A 17,991-nucleotide genomic window follows, 5' to 3' on the forward strand; every position below is an offset into this window, starting at 1 on the left:
CATCATCCAATAGTCGAAAATTTTACAATGCGAGTGAACATGAAGAAGTTTTTTATCAGTCTCGATCGGACCCCCGAGCGCACCGAACGATTTCTGAACGCCAATTCCCATATCGAAGGCTTTATCAAAGCGCCTGGTATCGATGGTTCGTTATTGGACATTGATGAAATGAAGGCAAAAAGATTTGTCGCAGATAATTGCTGGTTTACCCGGGGCGCCATCGGGTCTGGCCTTACGCATGTCGCCTTATGGGGCAGCATTGCCAAATCTGGCATCGCAGGACATATCTTTGAGGATGATGCTTTCCTTTGCCGTAATTTCGAGCAGGAAAGCAATCGTGTCCTTGCGAGCCTTCCGGAGGATTGGGATATCATCCTGTGGGGAAACAATTCCGATACGACGTTGCAGTTCGAGCTTCTGCCCGGGATTACGAACTGTGTAGCGATTTTTGATCAGGACTCCGTTCGAAAAGGGATCTCTACCTTTCGGGCGATGAACGTTTCCTCTCTTCCCTTCAGGCTGGACCAAACGTTCGGAATTTGTGGCTACGCAATTTCGCCCAAGGGTGCCGAAGCTATGATCAAGAGGTGCCTGCCCATGCACACGACCGACATCACCTATTCGTCTCTTGGAAATCGAGTCATTACGGCAACTTCGATAGACCATTTGATGAATATGCACTACCGGGAGATGAAAGCGTATATGTGCTTTCCTCCCCTATGTCTGACGGATAACCAGTCTGAAAATAGCCTGAATAAATAGGGACGATGACCGGGTGAGTTCTATCGATATCTGGAGGCGGTAGCCGGATCTGTGACGGGCCCATGATTTGGATGGCGGGCCCGTTGACCGATCAGGCATCGTCCATTTGCGGCCGGCGTTTGCAATATTCCAATACACGGCTTATTGCTTTATCGTTTTCGCCATTCTGATTGAGATTCCAGAGAGTCGGTCCTGAATGCCCTGTTCCCGGGAAGACCTCGGATTCCCATTTTTCGGGGGAGGGTACAATCGCAACTGGAATGTTTTTCATAAGAGTATAGAATTTTAAGGAGATATCGTCCTGGAACGGTGCGAGAGCACGTAGGTTATATAAGGTTTTCAGATCACGAAGATGACTGGAATGATAAAGAATACCGTCTCTTCCTGTTGGAAAAAACATTAAGGACGGCTGGTCGAGCTGATTTCTTTCAATGAATTGCTCCTTGAAGATACTATTGATAAGAGGCCATATATTGTAAGGAAGAATGTGCCCATTTTCGATAAGGATCAGCCGGCATCTATAGGCTGATATGCATTTATATTTTTTAGCAACCTTAACCAGTCCCTCCAACCAATTGTCTGGATAGATTACGTCGTCGTCAGCGGTTGCGATCCAGACATTTGAATCGGCGTAACGTTCCAATGTTGGTAGTATTTTCCGATATGGGCCGGAATTTGCGCAGTAGCAAAGCTCAACGCGACCGCGATCGATCATTTGATGAACGAACGGGGGAAGGTCACTCTCTGAAATCCCTTTGTCCTCGAGGAAAGGTTCATGAGAGATATTGAGAATGATTTTTTGGGCAGGGAGGGTCTGATTCAACAGACTATGAATGACTCTCTCTATATCGGGTAACCGCGACGAAATGCAGGTCAGGGAAATATAGATGTGATGATTATCAATATCGTTCATTGATCGTTCTTACTTTTATACCGCCGAGAGAAAGACCGGTTCGTCTTCTCGAGAAAAAATCATAAAGTCAGAAAATGATGTGTTATTCTGATCCGATTTATCAAAAGGATATTTATTTGGTAAGTATGCCTTCAACGTCCATCCAATAATATGTTCGCGTGCAAATTTTGTTATATTTCTGTGACGGACATGAGTGGCGGGCCATTCGGCATCGACATTACTTGAGTAAATAATGACGTATTTTTTTGAGTGATGGAAAAGATCGTTCATGTATTTTTTAAAAATATCGTCTTCCACGAGATGAAAAATTACATCCAAAGACAGGACGAGGTCCGCGTATGTATTTTTGTCGATTGTGCCGGATTTCAGGAACGTATAGTTCCCCGATGGAAACTTTTTTCTGCAATTATTTATGGTGGTTTCAGAGACGTCCACGCCAATGTAGGAGGCGACGGGTGTCATGAGGCTTAATTGATTCCCGTCGCCGCATCCCAATTCCAGGATGGATGAGATACGATTGAAAGCGATGAAAGCGTTCAGGATATCAGCCTTATAGCTCGCCAAGCGACCATATGATCCGGCGCCGGAATTTCCATTTTCACTGTATCGCTGTTCCCAATAGGCTTTCGATGAAAACGAATTCACGCCGGGTATCCCTTGTCTGTCTCTTCATTCGTGCTGCCCCGGAGAGCCAGGCGCAGCCAAACGGCTTTTTGCTCGCGATAGGGCTAGAAGCTCTGGCTGCCAATATATTCCACCTATGGGAAGTGGTCGAGAACCAAGTGGGATCTGGGGCTATTTCAATCGTATATACCAGTGATATGCCTGTGTATGTCGGATGATTGGGAAGTGGAGACACAGTTGCAAGCGACGTGGAGACGTGCGACGAGGGCGAACATATTGTCTGGACATGGCTGAATGATAAACATCGAGCAGGTCGATCAGCGCTTCCCGAATGACCATAATCGGCAAGTAGATGCTGAATACTATATCCATCGACACTCAACTGCGTCTCATATCGATTTCCTGGATCTTGGTGCGGGGGACGGTCGATCATATGACGTGGCGCGTCAGGCATTTCCGGACCTGAACTGGATTGGTGTCGATATCGAAAACAGCCCGGAAGTCGCGTCCCGCAGCCGTAGCGACTGCCGTTTCCACACGTTCGATGGCGTCAATCTGCCTTTTCAGGATAATAGTTTTGACGTGGTTTATTCGCGGCAGGTTTTCGAGCATGTGAGGCATCCCGAGCCGCTATTGCACGAGGTTGCCCGTGTGCTGAAGCCGGGTGGCGTCTTTGTGGGTTCCGTATCGCAGATGGAACCATTTCATTCATATAGTTTGTGGAATTTTACCTATTATGGGTTTGCAGTGCTGGCTGACGAGGCCGGTCTGTCATTGAGTGAATTCCGGCCTGGAATCGACGGCGTGACACTGGCGGTCAGGCATTTCGCACTGTTCGGGCTGGCGCAGGAAATGAGAGCAATCTTTGCGTCCATGTTCGCCGTGGATTCTCCAATCAATGTCCTGATCGGTAACATTGCTTCCGGACGCCGACGCTCAGTGGCGGAGATCAATCGACTGAAGACGACGTATTGCGGTCATCTGTGTTTCGAATTCCAGAAGCCGTTCGATGGATCTAGTCGTTAACGGGGCTTTTCGTCGTATCCTGTTTCTGAAGAGGAGGATGACCAGGGAGGACTCTCCTCTTCTGCTTTTCTTTCCATTCGGGTGCATCCGACCGGCGTGCAATTCATGCGTGCTTCCGGCGGATGCTGCGCTATAAGTTTTTCTACGCCATCACTGTGATCGTATCCTGTATTTTTTGCCGATATTCCGGTTTTGCCAAGCGCATGGCGGCTTTGAATATGTCGCGCTTCCGTTCGCGTGGGGTTCGTTGGAGTGCTTCGTCCAGATCGTAAGAGAGGTTTGTTCGGCAAACTGCCGTGACCTGATTCAGAAAACCAATCGGTCCAAGCCGGTCTAGGTAGAAGGGCAAGCTGACTTCATTGATCTGCGGATCATAAACGACCGATGGTAAATCGTTCAGAATGGTGCGGCGAGACATGAACGAGGAGAAGTTCATTCCTAGATTGAGGGAAGGCGGAGAGAGGACGAAGTTGCCGTCAGGTCGTGAATTGAATCCATGCGGTTGTTCAGGAAGGCGGAGAGCAGCCGGTACACTCTCTGACGGTTCGATGCGCGAGAAAATCATGGAGGCGGTGGGAGTTCTTATCAGGCATTCAAGCTGTTTTGCATTTTTTTCCGGGTCTGCCCAAGTGTCGCCGCCCTTGAGAACTGATATGAAATTGGCTGCGGCATTCTGAATTGCATATCGGTAATTCTCGGAGAAGCCGACAGATTGCGTGCGGCCGACATTCCGGATGATCAAGGGATATTTCTCGGCGTAATACGCTACGATCTGTGCGGTGCCGTCGATAGAGCCGTCGTCTGACAGAATGATCTCGTGTTCAAAATTACCCCGTTGTCCGAGTGCGCTTTCGATCGCCTGCGCTATGTGGTCGCGATTGTTTCTGCTGAGAATGAGAGTGGACACAGTTTCACGCGGGCCATATTTGGAATGTACGCGTACCTTTGCCCGTGTCAGCGATTCCTTGACCGTTATTCTGCTTACGTCGTTCGGATCGTCGTGGTAGTCGAGGAAGACTCTGGGAACAAATATGGGTTCCTTTTCCTGCGTGTATCGTATGATCAGGTCCCAATCTACCAATCGACGCAGATCGGGGTCGAAGCCTCCCCATTTTGAGACGAGGGAGCGTCGATGGACGAAAACGCCGATATCGATAAAATTCTGATGTAGAAGAGCATTCCTGTTAAAGGGACTGCCTATCGCGATACCGCGTTCGCCGACGAATATCTTTCCGTAGAATGCGTCGGCCGTCCTGTTCTGTGTGATCGTATTGGCGATCATGGACAGAAAATAAGGACGCAATATGTTGTCGCTGTCCACATAACCGATCCATGGGTTGCACGCCAAGGCGATACCAAGATTGCGAGCATTCGATACCCCGATATTTTCAGGAGATCGAATGTATTTTATGCGGCCTGTGGCGATTTCTGTTTGAAAAGTCTGCTCGATTGTAAATTGTGTATTATCGGTTGACCCGTCATCCACGATGATGAGTTCGAAATTTTCATGGTTTTGAGCCAGTGCCGCCCTGATGGCAGCCGTAATAGAGGATGCACGATTATAGGTGGCCATGATGAGGGAAAAGGCAATGTCCGTAGCGTCTTCGAACTGTTTGATTTCAACGTCGAAACTGGCGAGTTCGTAAACTGCTGGTGCGTGTCGTCTGAGCCAGGCGAGAAGGCGGTTCTGACCGTCCATATTGAGGTGGGGAACGGTCAGTGCAGTGATATTGACCAGCGGAAGGCCCTGCTGGAGAAGGTAAAGGGGAGAAAAAATGATATTGGAGTAGGCGGGATCTGACGGATGGGCGGCAGCCAGCCGGTTTTCGATGAAGACACCGGAGAGAAATCCGGCGTCGCATAATGTTCTTGTCAGGCCAAGTTCATATTGGTGAATGACTTGCGATATTTCTGTGTGACTGGTGATCTTTGAAATGAATTTATTAAAAACTTCCGAAATAAAGACATTCCTGCTTATATTCAGAAAATAAGTTTGTACATGGTAGGAGTGCTCTCTGCTATCGGTCGCTCCCCAGAAATCCAGTTGCCGTGCGTCCATGATTTCGAACATCGGCAAGAACGATCCGACCGGCCCCAGGAAGGTGTCGTTGCAGAGGATCAGACTCTCCGCCGTATCAAGAAGGCCGTTGTCGAATGCCCACAGGGTGCCACGTTTATAGCATCCGTAATGGTATTCATCGTGCGGCTCGGCGATGACGTGAAGGGCATAAGGGGCGAGCGCGTCATACTGATCGGGTGCGAGAGTGCCGTTGCAGACGACGATAATGCTGTCGCTGACTGCCCGGAGACCTTCGAGATAGGGAAGGGTCTGTGACAGCAATTGTCCATCGGAGACGGATGCCGAGAAAACGGAGACTCTTCTGACTGACGACCGCATGTTCAAGTAGGAATGCTCCATTTCCACTTTTTATTCTCTTTCAGAATAGAAGGATATTGCGATGGTGCGTGAGAGGCCGTGATGGCGGGCTGGGCCGGTCCACTGCCGAGGCAGCGCACGTTATCATGATCGGCTGACATACTCTGCGTGAGGCCCTGTTACCGGAAGGAAAGGGGCGGCCCGTCGTGAGAGGGTGTTTTCGGAAGGGCTCTGGGGCTGGATGGGCCAGAGCCGGTTTGGCAATTGTGGGCTGGTGAGCGAGAGCGGCCCAAAGGGGCCGCGCCCGGGCTGTGTTTCCGAGCATCGGAGCGGAGCGGCCTTGATGGCCGTCCGTCGCGAAGCACAGGAAAAACGCGTCGGACTGCGGCCAGCGCGCATTGCCAAACAGGTTTTCAGAAAGTCTGCGGGAGCCGGCGGGGGGAGGCATCAGTGCCGATGGATATGAAGGGTCTCCCAAAAAAATGGAGCCAAAGACGTTCCATGATATGGCCTGCCATCTGATTCGTGCGCACTTCGTGAAGGGCCCGGAGGAATATATCGTTGGAAATATGACTGACTACGCTATTTCTGACACCGAAAATGGCGGCATAGGGGAATTCTCCTAACGTTGCTTGCGCAGCCTTGTGCCGGGCTGCCTCGTAGCCAATGCGTCCGAAGAAGTCTGCGGCGATGTTCGTTCCGTTTTCGACCCCATAGAAGGAGAAATAGAGGCGTGATATCAGGAAGGCGCCTTCGTCGAATGAATAGATCGGCCCCCAGTTGTAGAGGGAGAAAATTTCATTGCGCGTCGGCTGCCCGGTTCTTGCAATGTGAGTCTCTATAAGATGGGCAGGGGGAAAGCCCTGTTTCCACTGTGATGAGTATCCCCACGCATCATCCGCGAACCTATGTGTCAGCAGGCGAAGAAAATCCGGAGAATGTTCGAAGGGGTCCCCCTGCGAGAACACGGTAAATGAATCCGTTTTCCCCATATTATGTATTATATGAAGAAGATAGGTATCCGATTCACGGCCGATATTCTGGATACGGAAATATCCTTTTAGTTTCGATCTTATATTTGAGATATCAAGCTCATCGCCTTTGTTGTACAAAAAGATATTAAAATCGTCTGGTACGTTCACGAGCCACGAAACGTCTTCATTATACCGTGCTATGACAAGATCTGGCACTGAATTTGTCCCTGTAATGGTAGGATGTGCGGGTATCGTATTGTTGGGTCGTTATCGTTGACCCGGATGCGACGACCTGATGGAGGATACGGTGTCCATCCTCAATAGGGCTGGGGTTTCACCGCGTAATCCGCCAGTCGTCTGTCGCAGTTGGAAGAGGTGATCCAGGCATCGAAATTCTTGACCTGCGCCAGATGGGGGTGATTTGCCCATCGACCGTCTGCCACGAAGTGCAGGAGCGGCATGGCCATCGCGACGGAGGACTGCCCGCATTGATGCCGGGTCTGGGATGCGAACTGGCGGATGCCGAGGCCGATTTCGGCTCGCTGGGCGGACAGGAGGCGGGTGTCTGCCCGGCCGGGATCAATGATATAGTCCTTGCTGTCTTCGGAAAAGCCGATGACAGGTTTCTGTTCCGTGCAAAACAGGAACTCGATGGCGACGTGGTTGGCTGCAATGGCCTGCATCAGGCCGCTGCCGATCGTGTCGGCATCGAGGAATGCCTTCATGCGAAGCGTATTGCGTCGCTCTCGGCTTTCCTGACTGTCGGCAAGGGCAAAGTGGTATCCCATGACATTCAGTGGCATGAAATCGCGCAGGGCCTGTTCGAAGGCGTTCTGTGTCGCGCCATGCCAGTCGATACCGACCAGGGCGAGTCGTTGCCCGCCGCCGAGGCCAAGACGATGCATGTAGCGGAAGAGGCCGCGCCGGTTACGGCGGCATACCTTCAGGATTTCCCACCGCCATGCGAGGAGAAAATCCGTCAGTCTGGTGGCATCGGACAGAGGAAGGCGTTGCTCCCGGTCGAGCCCCAGATCTTTCATCACAGCATCGGATGGTATGGGGATCCCGCTGCGTTCGAGCAGTTCGGCTGTCGAGAGTCCGTTTGATCTGTCCAGAAAGGCCGGCAGATGAATAAAAAATCGTGATTCGTCGATGCCGAGAACGTTGGTTGAGTCCATGTTGGAGAGCATGAACAGGACATGCGAAGCTGGAAGGTGACTGCTAGGCGGTAGTGCCGCGCCGGGGCTGTTCAGGCGTCTGCCCTGCATCAGCGTCTGTAATATATGCCCTGCGTCACCGACGAACAGGATATGGTCGATTCCGTCCTGTCGGGATTGTTCGATAATCCAGTCGAGAAAGCCGACTGCTGCGGGCCCTGCATTTCGGAAAGCCAGTTCGGCCAGACTGCCTGCCCCGATCGTGGTGTCGGAGACAGCGTTGAATGGGGGTACCGTCACATCAAGGAGCGGTAGGGAAGGCAGGTCCGCCGATATGTGTGGGTCCTGATCGTGCATCTTAAAGCGTTCCATTGGTCAGCGGGCCCGGAATGCGGACAGTGGGAGTTACGCGAAGAGTGGGGATGGGCCGGCGATATGATATTTTCATAGTGCAAGCGTAAAATTCGCGTTGTGGGGGTTCAGATTCGGATTGTGGAAGGCGTCATGCATGAGCAGGGATGGGTGGCGTGTGTAGAGTCGCTGCCAGTCCTGCGTGACTCTCGCCCTGCGTTCGGCCGTTACGAAATCACTGCCGCGTGACATCGATTCGTAATGGAGGAACAGGGCGGATGGACACATCACGTTGTAGAACTGTCTTGAAAGCGCGCGAAAACAGAGTTCGATGTCGTTGTAGGCGACGGGAAACGTTTCGTCGAAGCCGCCGACCAGATCGAATTTGCGCCGTTCCATCATCAGGCAGGCGCCGGTTACAGCAGACCAGTCATATTCCAGGAGACCGCGCATGCCATAGCCTGGAACATATTTCGGCTGACGAATGAAGGCATGCTCCGGAGCCTGGGAAAGATTGACGACACCGGTGTGCTGGATGAATTGTTCGCCAGGGTAGAGCAGTTTGGCCCCGACCGCTCCGACGTGGGGTAACTGCGCATAACCGATCATACGTGTCAGGGCATCGGGCGTCAGCAACTCGGTATCGTCATTCAGATGCAGCAGGATGTCGCCCCGCGATGACCGGACGCCAATATTATTCAATTCGGAATAATTGAAGGGAGCATCGTGCCGGATGACCTGTACGGCATCGCGGTTATTGAGTTCATTTAGTATAGATAAGGTATCAGGTTGGTCTGATCCATTATCGAGAATTATGAATTCCACCTGTTTCCATTGGCTTCGCAGATAAAATGAGTCGACGCATCTGAGAAGAATCTGGCCATTATTGCGGCTTGGGATAATGATAGAAACCAGTGGGTCGCCCTGAACGGCGTATGACACGCGATGGAAGCCGGGAGCATGTTCGACGGGTTCGAGAGTGCCGATCTGTCCGCGCCGGCGCAGGGCTGCGGTGCGGACGTTGATGCCGCAGGCGATGATTTCTGACGCATGCGGAGATTGTGTGCTGGCGACTGGCATGTCTTGCCGGCTGTGGTACAATACGTCCGGGACATGAGTGATACGGGATGTATGCTCGGTTATGCGCAGTACGAGGTCCCAGATATGGGAGCCGTCATATTCCGTGCGAAGGTTGCCGATCGAGTCGAGAAGCTGCCGATTTACGCAGCAGGTATTGCCTGTGTACATTAGGCTCATGCAGGTATCGGGGGACCAGTCGGGCTTGAAGGACGGGTGGAGGTGGTTTCCTGCCGCATCCACCCTATCTTCGTCACTGTAAAGGTAGTCGGCGTTTGTACTGGCGATGGCTTGGGCGAGTGCATAGAGGCAGTTATCGGCCAGTTCGTCACCATGACCGAGGAAGAGGACATACTCGCCTGTCGCTTGCGTCAGGCCCGTATTCGTGGCCTCCGATATGCCTATACCGGAGGTCCGCACGATCGTGACCCGCTGGTCCTCGATCTCGTTCAGGAAACGCCGGGTTTCTTCGCTTGTGCTGCCGTTATCGACCAGAATGACTTGCCAATGTGGAAACCACTGCCGCTGGACCGATGCGAGCATCCGGCCGACCAGGTGGGGAGGCGTATTGTATATCGGCACGATGACTGAAAAGCGGATGCCGGCCAAGCGTGCGATGACCTCGGCACTTTCACGGGGAGGGGCCTTGGGTACGTAGACATATCCGGCGGAGGTGGTACGAATACTGTATAGGCCTTGCTCGATCTGGGCATCCACCTTGCCGATGACGTCAGGCTTGTAATTCAGATATCGGCTGATAGCCGAGTCGGCGATGATTTTTTCGACTTCCTCGGTTTCCCGGAAGAAATTCTGCCCGTACAGATCGAGCATGAATGTGTTCTTTGAAAGAAGGGCATAAAATATACTGACAAGCTTTTCGCATATCGTCATATCTGCTTCCAGAATGGGCTGAAGGTCGTAGTGCTTCATTCTGGAGACACAGGCATCGAATGCCTGCTTCTGAGTGGTGACGTAGCGCATTTCGTCTTCCGAGCGCGTTTCGTCAAAGAAGATCGGGCAAGGGGTGCCGTTGACGATTCTGATATCCTTGACCATTCCATGATCGGTGAAATTCACCATCTCAAGAAAATAGCTTTTGTACACCTCGATGCCTTCGTCCAATATCGCATGGAACGTGCATTTGCCGTGAGTCTTGATCCCCATGTGCCCCCGGTCCTTGGGGAGCTTATGTATGAAGAAGGCATCTATTCTGGCGACGTCTATGTTGTCGCAGAGTTTTTCCAGAGACCAGCCGCTTCCGCAGATGTCGACCAGGATCGCGTCATCTGTCAAAAATTCTTTCGTATAGGCTATGTAGTCATCCGCGCAGAAGACTTTCGCGTAGCGACTTGTGTAATAGTAAGAGCATGTGAATTCGCCGGGATACATGGCTTCGAAGAGCCCGATCCAGAGGTGACAGTCCCGACTTGAAAAGACGATCCGCTTCTTGTTCAGTTTTTTTGCGAGTCTGTACAGAGAGATACTGGAAAAGAATAATATTGGAAAGTTGAAGCTGATTTGGTTGATCTGAGCTTTTCGTTCATTGGCATCTGTCGACCAGGTTGCGAGGCGCGTTTCCCGGCAGAGTTCACCGAAGGCGGTGAAGGCAATGTCGAAAAAGATCTTTTCCGGGGGACTGATCTGGTGACTGTTCGTGATTTCGGATGGAATGCCAGCTTCCGCTGCCCGGAACACATCGGCATGCGCGTTGTCACCGATATGCTTTTTGACCGAAAAATTCGAAAGAATGTCTTTCCAAATATAGCCGTGATGTTTTCCGTAATTTGTGACGATCAGGCCGACTTCTTTCTTCAAGCCGGCACGGCTGAGCAGAGAATGAATATATTTTTCCGGAAGATACATGTCTGATATCAATATATCTCCGTTGGAGACCTTTGATATGTTTTCCGCGATCGGAATGATATTTTCCAGCTCAGTCTCGATTTCGGTCCTTTTTATGAATTCAATATACTCGTCGCTTACTGAAAGAATTTTCTGTAATCGTTTATATATATTATCTATATTGTGCTTCTGATTCGTGAGTGTTTGCTCTGCTGCCTGCCTTGCGATGGCAAAGTTTTTTATATTGAGTTTTTTCTCCATAAGAGAGAAAATTTTGACAGGATGGACACAGCGTCTTGCGATTAATGTATCGAATACGTCAAATGTATTTACGCCGCTCGCGCTCGTCATAATTTTCCTCTAAAATATATCCTGCTATATAGGTTTTAACCGTATTGAAAGGGGATGTCACCTTTGAAGTGACGCGAAGGTGGCGCGCCTTTATTCTGATGGACTCTGTGAACTGGAGATCGCCGCTTGACCCCAGTTGAACAGTGGGTCGAGAAATATAATTTTAGATCAATTGGATACGGGCCAGCGCGTCGAGGTCTGCACTACATTTTTCGGAAGCTGTTGTTGAGTTCAGGGCGCCTGTTCGACGAAATTCGCGGGTAGCGCGATACCGGTAGCTCTGCATATGCTGCCGACCTGCCCGGAGACGTGATGCGGGAGGTGACGCTGCGTCCGTCTTTCTCGATGTTGGCTTGTTGGAGCTGGTCACGATAGCGCAGGACCGCCGTCAACGTCGACACCCTGCGTTGCTGCACAAGATGGTGACACTGCCGAAGAGGGCTTCTTCGGCCAGAGTGCCGACGTCGATTTCGAACGTCTTCCCCTTGCCGGTCCGGCGCAGGCATCGCCGGAAAGCGGAATTACCCAGCAACGCCTTGTCGTCCTTGGCCAACTGGGCCTGTAGACCGGCGATGATGGCCTGACGGTCGGCTTTCTCCTTTTGCGCCCCAGCCTCGTTGCGGCTGATGATGTGCCGTAGTCCCGCGACCGTCACCTCGCGGACCCAGAACTGGCTCTAGTCTTGCAGGCGTTCCAGGATAAGCGGGGTCATGGGGGCATCGCTTGTCAGCACCACATCGCTAATGGCGCGTGTCGTGCGCTTTCGCGTGCCGAGGATATATTCCAGCCCCTTGTCCTCCAGCGCGCGGACGTTGGCCGTGCTAATCATGCCGCGATTGGCGACCACGCAGGTACGGGTGATGCCGAAGCGTTCGCGCCGCCGTGTGACCACGGCCATCAGCGCCCGGCTTTCGGCGGTGTTGCCGGGCACCATCTCGGTGAAGATCGAATGCCCTCCCTGCGTTCAAGGTCTTTACCACCAGCGCGGTAGAAGGACAGGGAGGTGGTACTCATGAATGCCAGGCTGAAATCGGTGAATAGATCCCGACGGCGTTCGAGCAGCGCCTCCTCGATCGAGGCCCTGAGACAGCGGGGCGCTAAGGCGCCCTCGGCTTTCTTCGCCACTTTCTCGCCGAGTTAAGTTATAGCACCATAGAAATGATGCAAGGTCAGTCCTTGGGCACCCTCAATGCGATAATCTGCCATCCAGATGGCCCAATCCCGGTCGGACCTGGAGACGAATAGGCGATGCAACGTCGCCCCGAAGACCGCGCGCTTGACATCGAAGCCGAAATCTCGACTGACCAAGAGGTCACGGAGGACCTTGGCGATCTCCATGCGCTCCCAAAGTCACCCGAACAGCAACGCACCACCGATCCGCCGGACGGAGATTTTTCCGGTATCAATATCGGACAGGATCAGGCAACGTTCATTATGACGCGCAAGTGACGAAGCCAGACGCTCCAGTTCTCCGCTCGCGGCTAGCACGTCTTTGCGACATAAAATCAGCCCCGAAATTTCAAACGAGAAATTCCAATAGATTAAATCCCACCGTTCGTTTTACATTCTCACCCGACTGTTGAAATTGGGCCATCGAACTGCCGCCGGTCGGAAATCAGTCGGGGAGATGTTGCATAACTGTGATCGCGGTCATGAGGATGGCCAGGATTGTCCGAATTATCCTGCGGCGCCTCTGATATGTCAGCCGACCGGAGGCGCCGCAGGCGGAGGATCAGATCGCCTCTTCTTCTTCTTCTTCTTCTTCTTCTTCTTCTTCCTCGCCGTCGTCGCCGTAGACCGGTTCGACGGTGATGGTGTCGTTGTTGTCGGCGCGGAGGGTTTCGGCGTCGCGCTCGGCTTCTTCTTCGGTCTCGTAGAGTTTGCCGTCGTCCGGGTCGTCGTTCCAGCCCGCTTCAGGGTCCCAGAACTGCACCTCGTCGTCGCCGATTTCGCGTATCACGAGATAGCCGACGATCACGTCGTTTTCGTCTTCCATGATGTCCCCCTTCTTCCTGCTGGACGGCCGACGTATGGACGATGCGGCTAAAAAAGGAAGGGAAAAAATCGCCCGGATGCGCGTTGTGGGCCGGTTCCTGCGTTTATGACAGTTTGGATATGCTAGGCAGGTCGGGGGAAAGGCCCTAAGAGACAGGTGATGGGTATGATGCGCGAGAGCAGGACGGGGTGGCGGCCCGCATGGCCGCTGGTTCTGCTTGCGCTGGTCGCGCGGCTGACGCTCGGTGGGCTGGCGAGCCCGCAGGCGGTGTTCGACGATCCGCTGGCGCAACTAGCCAGTCTGTCGGTGTTCTGTGACAGTGGTCATCCAGAGGCACCGGGGCCTGATGGGTCGCATCACGGCGGTAGTGGGCAGGCGGACGGCTTCGTGCTGTTGGCTGAGGCGCTCGACACGCCGGCCTTGACTGTGGGCAGTGTCGCTTTCGTGGCGTGCATTGTTATTGCCATAGGGATGGGTTGGGTGTTCCCGCCTGTTCGTGGGCCGCCCTTTCGGCATCGTTTCAGCCTTTATCCCCAAGGACCGCCCGCCCTGGCCTGAGAGCCTGCTCGGGCATGCACGCTGGCAGCGATCCGACGCGCATTTTCTGGTTTTGGTGCCTGCGGTCATATGACCGCTGGCTTCGAGGTACGGAAAGGCATGTCGGGGGCGAGCTTGATGGGGCGCTTTCGTTTGCCGGCCCGTATTTCGAATCAGGTTCTGGATGCGTTCTCGTGACCATCGTGCGCTGTGCGGTGGGTTTTCGTATCGGTCTTTCAGGTCTGAATCCATGTCCATCAGAATTGTCCACGCAAGTGGACCGGGGTTGGTTGCCAGCGCGTTGGCGCTGGTCTGCGTGCATGCCGCCTGTGCTCAATCGGTCGAGGAGAGGCGCCCGGCTGTCGTCCCACATAATCGGGGGCATCTCGCGCGTGCTGTGCCGGTTGCGCCCGTTGCTTTTGTTGCTCCGGCGGGAGAGCGGATGACCGTGCGCGGTTCGGGGCGGGGGGCAGCGACGCTTCGGCCCGCGGGGCAGACGACCTACAGTGCCGAGCGGGGCAGCTTTGCCAATCAGGTGGGGCAGAGTGTTGCGGATATGGTCGTGACCATTCCCGGTGTCAGTTTCGTTGCGGGGAACGGGCCGCGTGATGTCGTGGTGTCGGTGCGGGGGTCGGGGGATCGGCAGTCTTACGGGTTGAAGAACCTTCAGGTGTTGGAAGATGGCTTTCCGGTTACCCAGCCTGACGGCACGGCGCGGTCGGATCTGATTGATCCGCATGCCTATGAGGGCGTGGATGTCTTTCAGGGCCCGGCTTCCACCGTGTACGGGAATTACGCGATCAATGGGGCGATCAATTTCCGCACCCGCACCGGCGCCGATATCCATGGGCTGGAACTGGGGTCGGATTTCGGCAGTTTCGGCATGTTCAATCAATACGTCACGCTGGGTTTCGGCGGGCGGTCGTATGATCTGACGGTCTTTGGCAGCGACGTGCGGGGGAACGGCTTCATTGCCAACAGTCGCTATGCGACCTCGACCGAAAATATGCGGTTGCGCGTCAACCTCACGGAACGCGATCGGTTGATCCTGAAATTCGTCAATAACGTCACGGATGCGTTTCTACCTCTGCGGCTGTCTCTGGCGCAGTTTCGGCTGAATCCCTATCAGCAGGGCTGTGCCATTGCCGCGGATGCGGCGGCGGGGTGTGCGACGGTGAATCTGCTGGTCAATGGCCGATATGGCGCGACCGTTGCCCGGACCCCGCAGCAGGCTGGGCTGGGCCGGTTTGACCGTCGGACCATCGTTGGTCTGCGCTGGGAGCATGATTTCGACAGCCGGACGACCTGGCGCAACCAGTTTACTTATGATCAGCGCCATATCGACCAGCCGACTTCTGTTGCCAGCTATGTGGGGCCTTATAATTCCTACAATGCCAGCAGCGATGTGACGAACCATGCACGGCTGGGGGCGACCAGTCTGACGACGTTCGGCGGTATCAGTTTCGATTATCTGGATTTCGGATCGCAGGTTTATAACGTCACGCCGGCAGGTGGGGCGACGCGCGGCGGGTTGAACGGGACATCGTACGGGCATCAGTGGAATCTTGGCGCCCGGTTCCAGGAGGATTGGCAGTTCGCGCCGCAATGGCATGCGGTGGTCGGATTGGGAGGTACCTACTCCGATCTCGGCGCGATCCAGAACCTGTATAGCTACAGTGCCGCCGGGCAGCGTGTGACCGGGATTACGGCCAATCGCTTCTTCTTCAATCTCGCGCCGGAAGCGGCGCTGATCTATGCGCCGGATCGCGACTGGACGCTGCATGCGCGCGTCGGCACGGCCTATGCCACGCCGACGACATCGAACCTGTTCGTGACCCCGCAGGGAAATTACGGTAACAATACGCATCTGAGGAGCGAGACCAGCGTGGGGGTTGACCTGGGGGCGGACTGGCATCCGTTTGCCGGCCTCGATCTTCAGGCGACAGGGTTCTACGAATTCTATCGCAATGAGTTGGTCAGCCAGTCGGCCGGGGTTAATACAGTCAGTTCCTTCACGTTCAATGCTCCGGCCTCGCAACATCGGGGTGTCGAACTGGGAGCGGAATGGACGCCGCTGCGCCACGCCCTTCCGGGCGGACGGATCAGGCTGAGCTATACCTACGATAACCAGATCTATACCGATTACACCGAGGTGATGTCCGGCAGCGGGTTGTCGCGCGCTTTCGATCGGGGCGGCAGGCGGATTCCTGGCGTGATTCCGAATTTTCTGAACGCCCGCTTTCTCTACGACCAGCCGGACGGTCCGCTGGAGGGACTGGGTGGGTATGTCGAGGTGACCTGGCGGAGCGATTATTGGCTGGATAATGCCAATCGATTGCGGGCGCCTGGTTATGCCCTGGTCAATCTGGAACTGCATTACGATCCACCGAAACGCCTTGGCTGGGTGCATCGGCTGCATGGTTATGTCGAAGTGCAGAATCTAGCCAACAAGACTTACGTGGCCGGTGCGACGAACATTGCAGACGTGTTGCTGGCCGATGGAACGCAGGCAGGGGCGGCGATGCTCGCGACGCGGACCGGGTCGATTTATGCCGGGTCGCCGCGCGCCGTGTTTGGCGGCGTGCGGGTACATTTTTGAAGGAGGGCAGGGTGATGCGTGAGGGACGATTCGTCTTCTGGCCCCAATATCGGACGGTCTGGCGCTGGCATATGCTGGCGGGGTTGTTCTGCCTGCCCTTCGTTGCCTTTCTGGCGCTGACAGGCACGATTTATCTGTTCAAGCCCCAGATCGATGATCTGATCGACTGGCGCTATGACCATCGCGTGGCACCGGGAATGGTGGCTCCCGCGTCGTCGGAGGTGCGCGCGGCGCTGGGAGCTGTGCCGGGAAGCCGGTTCATGGCCTATGAACTGCCTCGTCCGGCACACGGGGCGGCCCGGGTGATCGTCCTGCGGGGGGACGAGGCGATCCGGGTTTATGTCGATCCGTCGTCGCTGGCGATTCTTGGGCAGGTGCCGGAAGAGGCGCGGTTCGAACGGGTGGTATTGAAGCTGCATGGGCAGTTGCTGTTGGGCAATGTCGGGTCGGTCATCATGGAGATGGTGGCGTCCTGGACGATCGTGTTGATCGTTACCGGCCTTTATCTGTGGTGGCCCCGTGGGCGCAGGGGGCTGGCGGGGATTGTCTATCCACGGCTTGGGCTTGCCGGACGGGCGCGGTGGCGGGATCTGCATGCGGTGACCGGATTGTGGCTGTCGCTGGTGCTGGCGCTGTTTCTGGTTTCGGGCCTGCCTTGGTCGTTCGTGTGGGGGCAGGCGCTGCAATCGGTCGAGCAGCGGGTCGGGCGCCTGATGACGGTGCCGGATTGGGAAATCGGTGCTGTTCCCGTTCGTGATACGATCGCAGGGCATCCGGTTGCGGCTCCTGCCGGCATGGGGTCCATGGCCGACATGCCGGGTATGGATATGGGGGGCGGACAGGCGGTGGAACCGGACGGTCTTGCCGGACTCGATGCCGTAGTCGGGACGGGTGTACGGCTGGGGCTGCCGGCACCGGTTCTTGTGACGCCGCCGGCATCGGCGGGAGCGCCATGGGAGGTCCGGTCGGATACGCAGGATCGGCCGCTACGGGCCAGTGTTCAGATTGGAGCGGATGGAAGCGTGCTGGCACGCCAGGATTTTGCCGGCAAGGGGCTGGTCGATCGTGCGGTCGGTTATGGCGTGGCGGCGCATGAGGGGCAGTTGTTCGGCTGGCCCAACCAGTTGCTCAACCTGCTGGTGGCCAGCGGGCTGGCGACCATGAGTATTGCCGCGACCATTTTATGGCTGCGTCGCCGGCCACCTGGCGGTTGGGGTGTGCCGGCGGCTTTGCCGGATCGGCAGGTGGGGGCGGGGGCTGGTCTGGTGATGCTTCTGCTGGGGGTGTTGCTGCCGGAACTGGGCGTGTCGCTGCTGCTGCTGGCGATCGCGGCCTGGGTGGCTGGACGTCGTGTTCCGCCTGACGGATCGGGGCGTATTTGAAGGGGCGAATGGTCCGGCGGGAT

Annotated in this window: 15 protein-coding genes; 6 read left to right on the plus strand and 9 right to left on the minus strand. The window is 54.8% G+C overall.

Annotated elements, in window-relative coordinates; translation table 11 throughout:
* Positions 1–39 precede the first annotated feature (39 nt).
* The gene (locus C7453_RS06025; RefSeq protein ID WP_114726589.1) at positions 40–762 is read left to right on the plus strand and encodes a glycosyltransferase family 25 protein; all 723 of its coding nucleotides are present in this window, start codon (positions 40–42) and stop codon (positions 760–762) included.
* Between the two features lie 91 nt (positions 763–853).
* Here the strand turns inward: C7453_RS06025 and C7453_RS18675 are convergent, their stop codons facing one another.
* The gene (locus tag C7453_RS18675) at positions 854–1,675 is read right to left on the minus strand and encodes a glycosyltransferase family 2 protein (protein WP_141288880.1); all 822 of its coding nucleotides are present in this window, start codon (positions 1,673–1,675) and stop codon (positions 854–856) included.
* Between the two features lie 15 nt (positions 1,676–1,690).
* A complete protein-coding gene (locus C7453_RS06030) occupies positions 1,691–2,320 on the minus strand; it encodes a class I SAM-dependent methyltransferase (RefSeq protein ID WP_170143139.1) in 630 nt (209 codons plus the stop codon).
* A gap of 273 nt (positions 2,321–2,593) precedes the next feature.
* Between C7453_RS06030 and C7453_RS06035 the strand changes: the two genes are divergently transcribed.
* Positions 2,594–3,325 (plus strand): class I SAM-dependent methyltransferase, encoded by a 732-nt coding sequence (locus C7453_RS06035; protein ID WP_114726591.1) that lies wholly within the window; start codon positions 2,594–2,596, stop codon positions 3,323–3,325.
* A 142-nt stretch (positions 3,326–3,467) separates the two neighbouring features.
* Here C7453_RS06035 and C7453_RS06040 read toward each other — a convergent pair whose 3' ends face one another.
* From C7453_RS06040 to C7453_RS19105, 6 genes are all read right to left on the minus strand, one after another.
* Positions 3,468–5,723 carry a glycosyltransferase gene (locus C7453_RS06040; RefSeq protein WP_245948860.1) on the minus strand — a complete coding sequence of 752 codons (2,256 nt, stop codon included), beginning with the start codon at positions 5,721–5,723 and terminating at the stop codon, positions 3,468–3,470.
* A gap of 392 nt (positions 5,724–6,115) precedes the next feature.
* Positions 6,116–6,844, minus strand: a complete 729-nt coding sequence (locus tag C7453_RS06045) for a hypothetical protein (RefSeq protein ID WP_170222024.1) — start codon at positions 6,842–6,844, stop codon at positions 6,116–6,118.
* 149 nt (positions 6,845–6,993) lie between these two features.
* Complete coding sequence (locus tag C7453_RS06050) at positions 6,994–8,190, minus strand: hypothetical protein (protein ID WP_114726594.1); 1,197 nt, start codon at positions 8,188–8,190, stop codon at positions 6,994–6,996.
* Between the two features lie 87 nt (positions 8,191–8,277).
* On the minus strand, positions 8,278–11,454 hold the full coding sequence (locus C7453_RS06055; protein ID WP_114726595.1) for a glycosyltransferase: 3,177 nt from the start codon (positions 11,452–11,454) through the stop codon (positions 8,278–8,280).
* Positions 11,455–11,842: 388 nt separating this feature from the next.
* Positions 11,843–12,109: a hypothetical protein gene (locus C7453_RS19100; RefSeq protein ID WP_211311025.1), complete on the minus strand. Its 267-nt coding sequence runs from the start codon at positions 12,107–12,109 to the stop codon at positions 11,843–11,845.
* A gap of 21 nt (positions 12,110–12,130) precedes the next feature.
* Positions 12,131–12,388, minus strand: a complete 258-nt coding sequence (locus C7453_RS19105; protein WP_211311026.1) for a hypothetical protein — start codon at positions 12,386–12,388, stop codon at positions 12,131–12,133.
* A gap of 314 nt (positions 12,389–12,702) precedes the next feature.
* Here C7453_RS19105 and C7453_RS06065 point away from each other — a divergent pair, with 314 nt between their 5' ends.
* Positions 12,703–12,903, plus strand: coding sequence for a hypothetical protein (locus C7453_RS06065; RefSeq protein ID WP_114726596.1), 201 nt, complete (start codon positions 12,703–12,705; stop codon positions 12,901–12,903).
* A 283-nt stretch (positions 12,904–13,186) separates the two neighbouring features.
* Here the strand turns inward: C7453_RS06065 and C7453_RS06070 are convergent, their stop codons facing one another.
* Positions 13,187–13,450, minus strand: a complete 264-nt coding sequence (locus tag C7453_RS06070) for a hypothetical protein (RefSeq protein WP_114726597.1) — start codon at positions 13,448–13,450, stop codon at positions 13,187–13,189.
* A 159-nt stretch (positions 13,451–13,609) separates the two neighbouring features.
* Between C7453_RS06070 and C7453_RS06075 the strand changes: the two genes are divergently transcribed.
* From C7453_RS06075 to C7453_RS06085, 3 genes are all read left to right on the plus strand, one after another.
* Positions 13,610–14,008: a hypothetical protein gene (locus tag C7453_RS06075; RefSeq protein WP_114726598.1), complete on the plus strand. Its 399-nt coding sequence runs from the start codon at positions 13,610–13,612 to the stop codon at positions 14,006–14,008.
* A gap of 229 nt (positions 14,009–14,237) precedes the next feature.
* Positions 14,238–16,586: a TonB-dependent receptor family protein gene (locus tag C7453_RS06080; RefSeq protein ID WP_114726599.1), complete on the plus strand. Its 2,349-nt coding sequence runs from the start codon at positions 14,238–14,240 to the stop codon at positions 16,584–16,586.
* Positions 16,587–16,600: 14 nt separating this feature from the next.
* Entirely contained in the window at positions 16,601–17,968 is a 1,368-nt protein-coding gene (locus tag C7453_RS06085) for a PepSY-associated TM helix domain-containing protein (protein ID WP_114726600.1), read from the plus strand.
* Positions 17,969–17,991: the final 23 nt, after the last annotated feature.

Source organism: Gluconacetobacter liquefaciens (assembly GCF_003350405.1).
GTDB lineage: Bacteria > Pseudomonadota > Alphaproteobacteria > Acetobacterales > Acetobacteraceae > Gluconacetobacter > Gluconacetobacter liquefaciens.

Coding starts and splice junctions, on each gene's coding strand:
- C7453_RS06025 (WP_114726589.1), top strand. CDS start 40: ATGAAGAAGTTTTTTATCAGTCTCGATCGGACCCCCGAGCGCACCGAA.
- C7453_RS18675 (WP_141288880.1), bottom strand. CDS start 1,675: ATGAACGATATTGATAATCATCACATCTATATTTCCCTGACCTGCATT.
- C7453_RS06035 (WP_114726591.1), top strand. CDS start 2,594: ATGATAAACATCGAGCAGGTCGATCAGCGCTTCCCGAATGACCATAAT.
- C7453_RS06040 (WP_245948860.1), bottom strand. CDS start 5,723: ATGCGGTCGTCAGTCAGAAGAGTCTCCGTTTTCTCGGCATCCGTCTCC.
- C7453_RS06050 (WP_114726594.1), bottom strand. CDS start 8,190: ATGCACGATCAGGACCCACACATATCGGCGGACCTGCCTTCCCTACCG.
- C7453_RS06055 (WP_114726595.1), bottom strand. CDS start 11,454: ATGACGAGCGCGAGCGGCGTAAATACATTTGACGTATTCGATACATTA.
- C7453_RS19105 (WP_211311026.1), bottom strand. CDS start 12,388: ATGGTGCCCGGCAACACCGCCGAAAGCCGGGCGCTGATGGCCGTGGTC.
- C7453_RS06065 (WP_114726596.1), top strand. CDS start 12,703: ATGCAACGTCGCCCCGAAGACCGCGCGCTTGACATCGAAGCCGAAATC.
- C7453_RS06070 (WP_114726597.1), bottom strand. CDS start 13,450: ATGGAAGACGAAAACGACGTGATCGTCGGCTATCTCGTGATACGCGAA.
- C7453_RS06075 (WP_114726598.1), top strand. CDS start 13,610: ATGGGTATGATGCGCGAGAGCAGGACGGGGTGGCGGCCCGCATGGCCG.
- C7453_RS06080 (WP_114726599.1), top strand. CDS start 14,238: ATGTCCATCAGAATTGTCCACGCAAGTGGACCGGGGTTGGTTGCCAGC.
- C7453_RS06085 (WP_114726600.1), top strand. CDS start 16,601: ATGCGTGAGGGACGATTCGTCTTCTGGCCCCAATATCGGACGGTCTGG.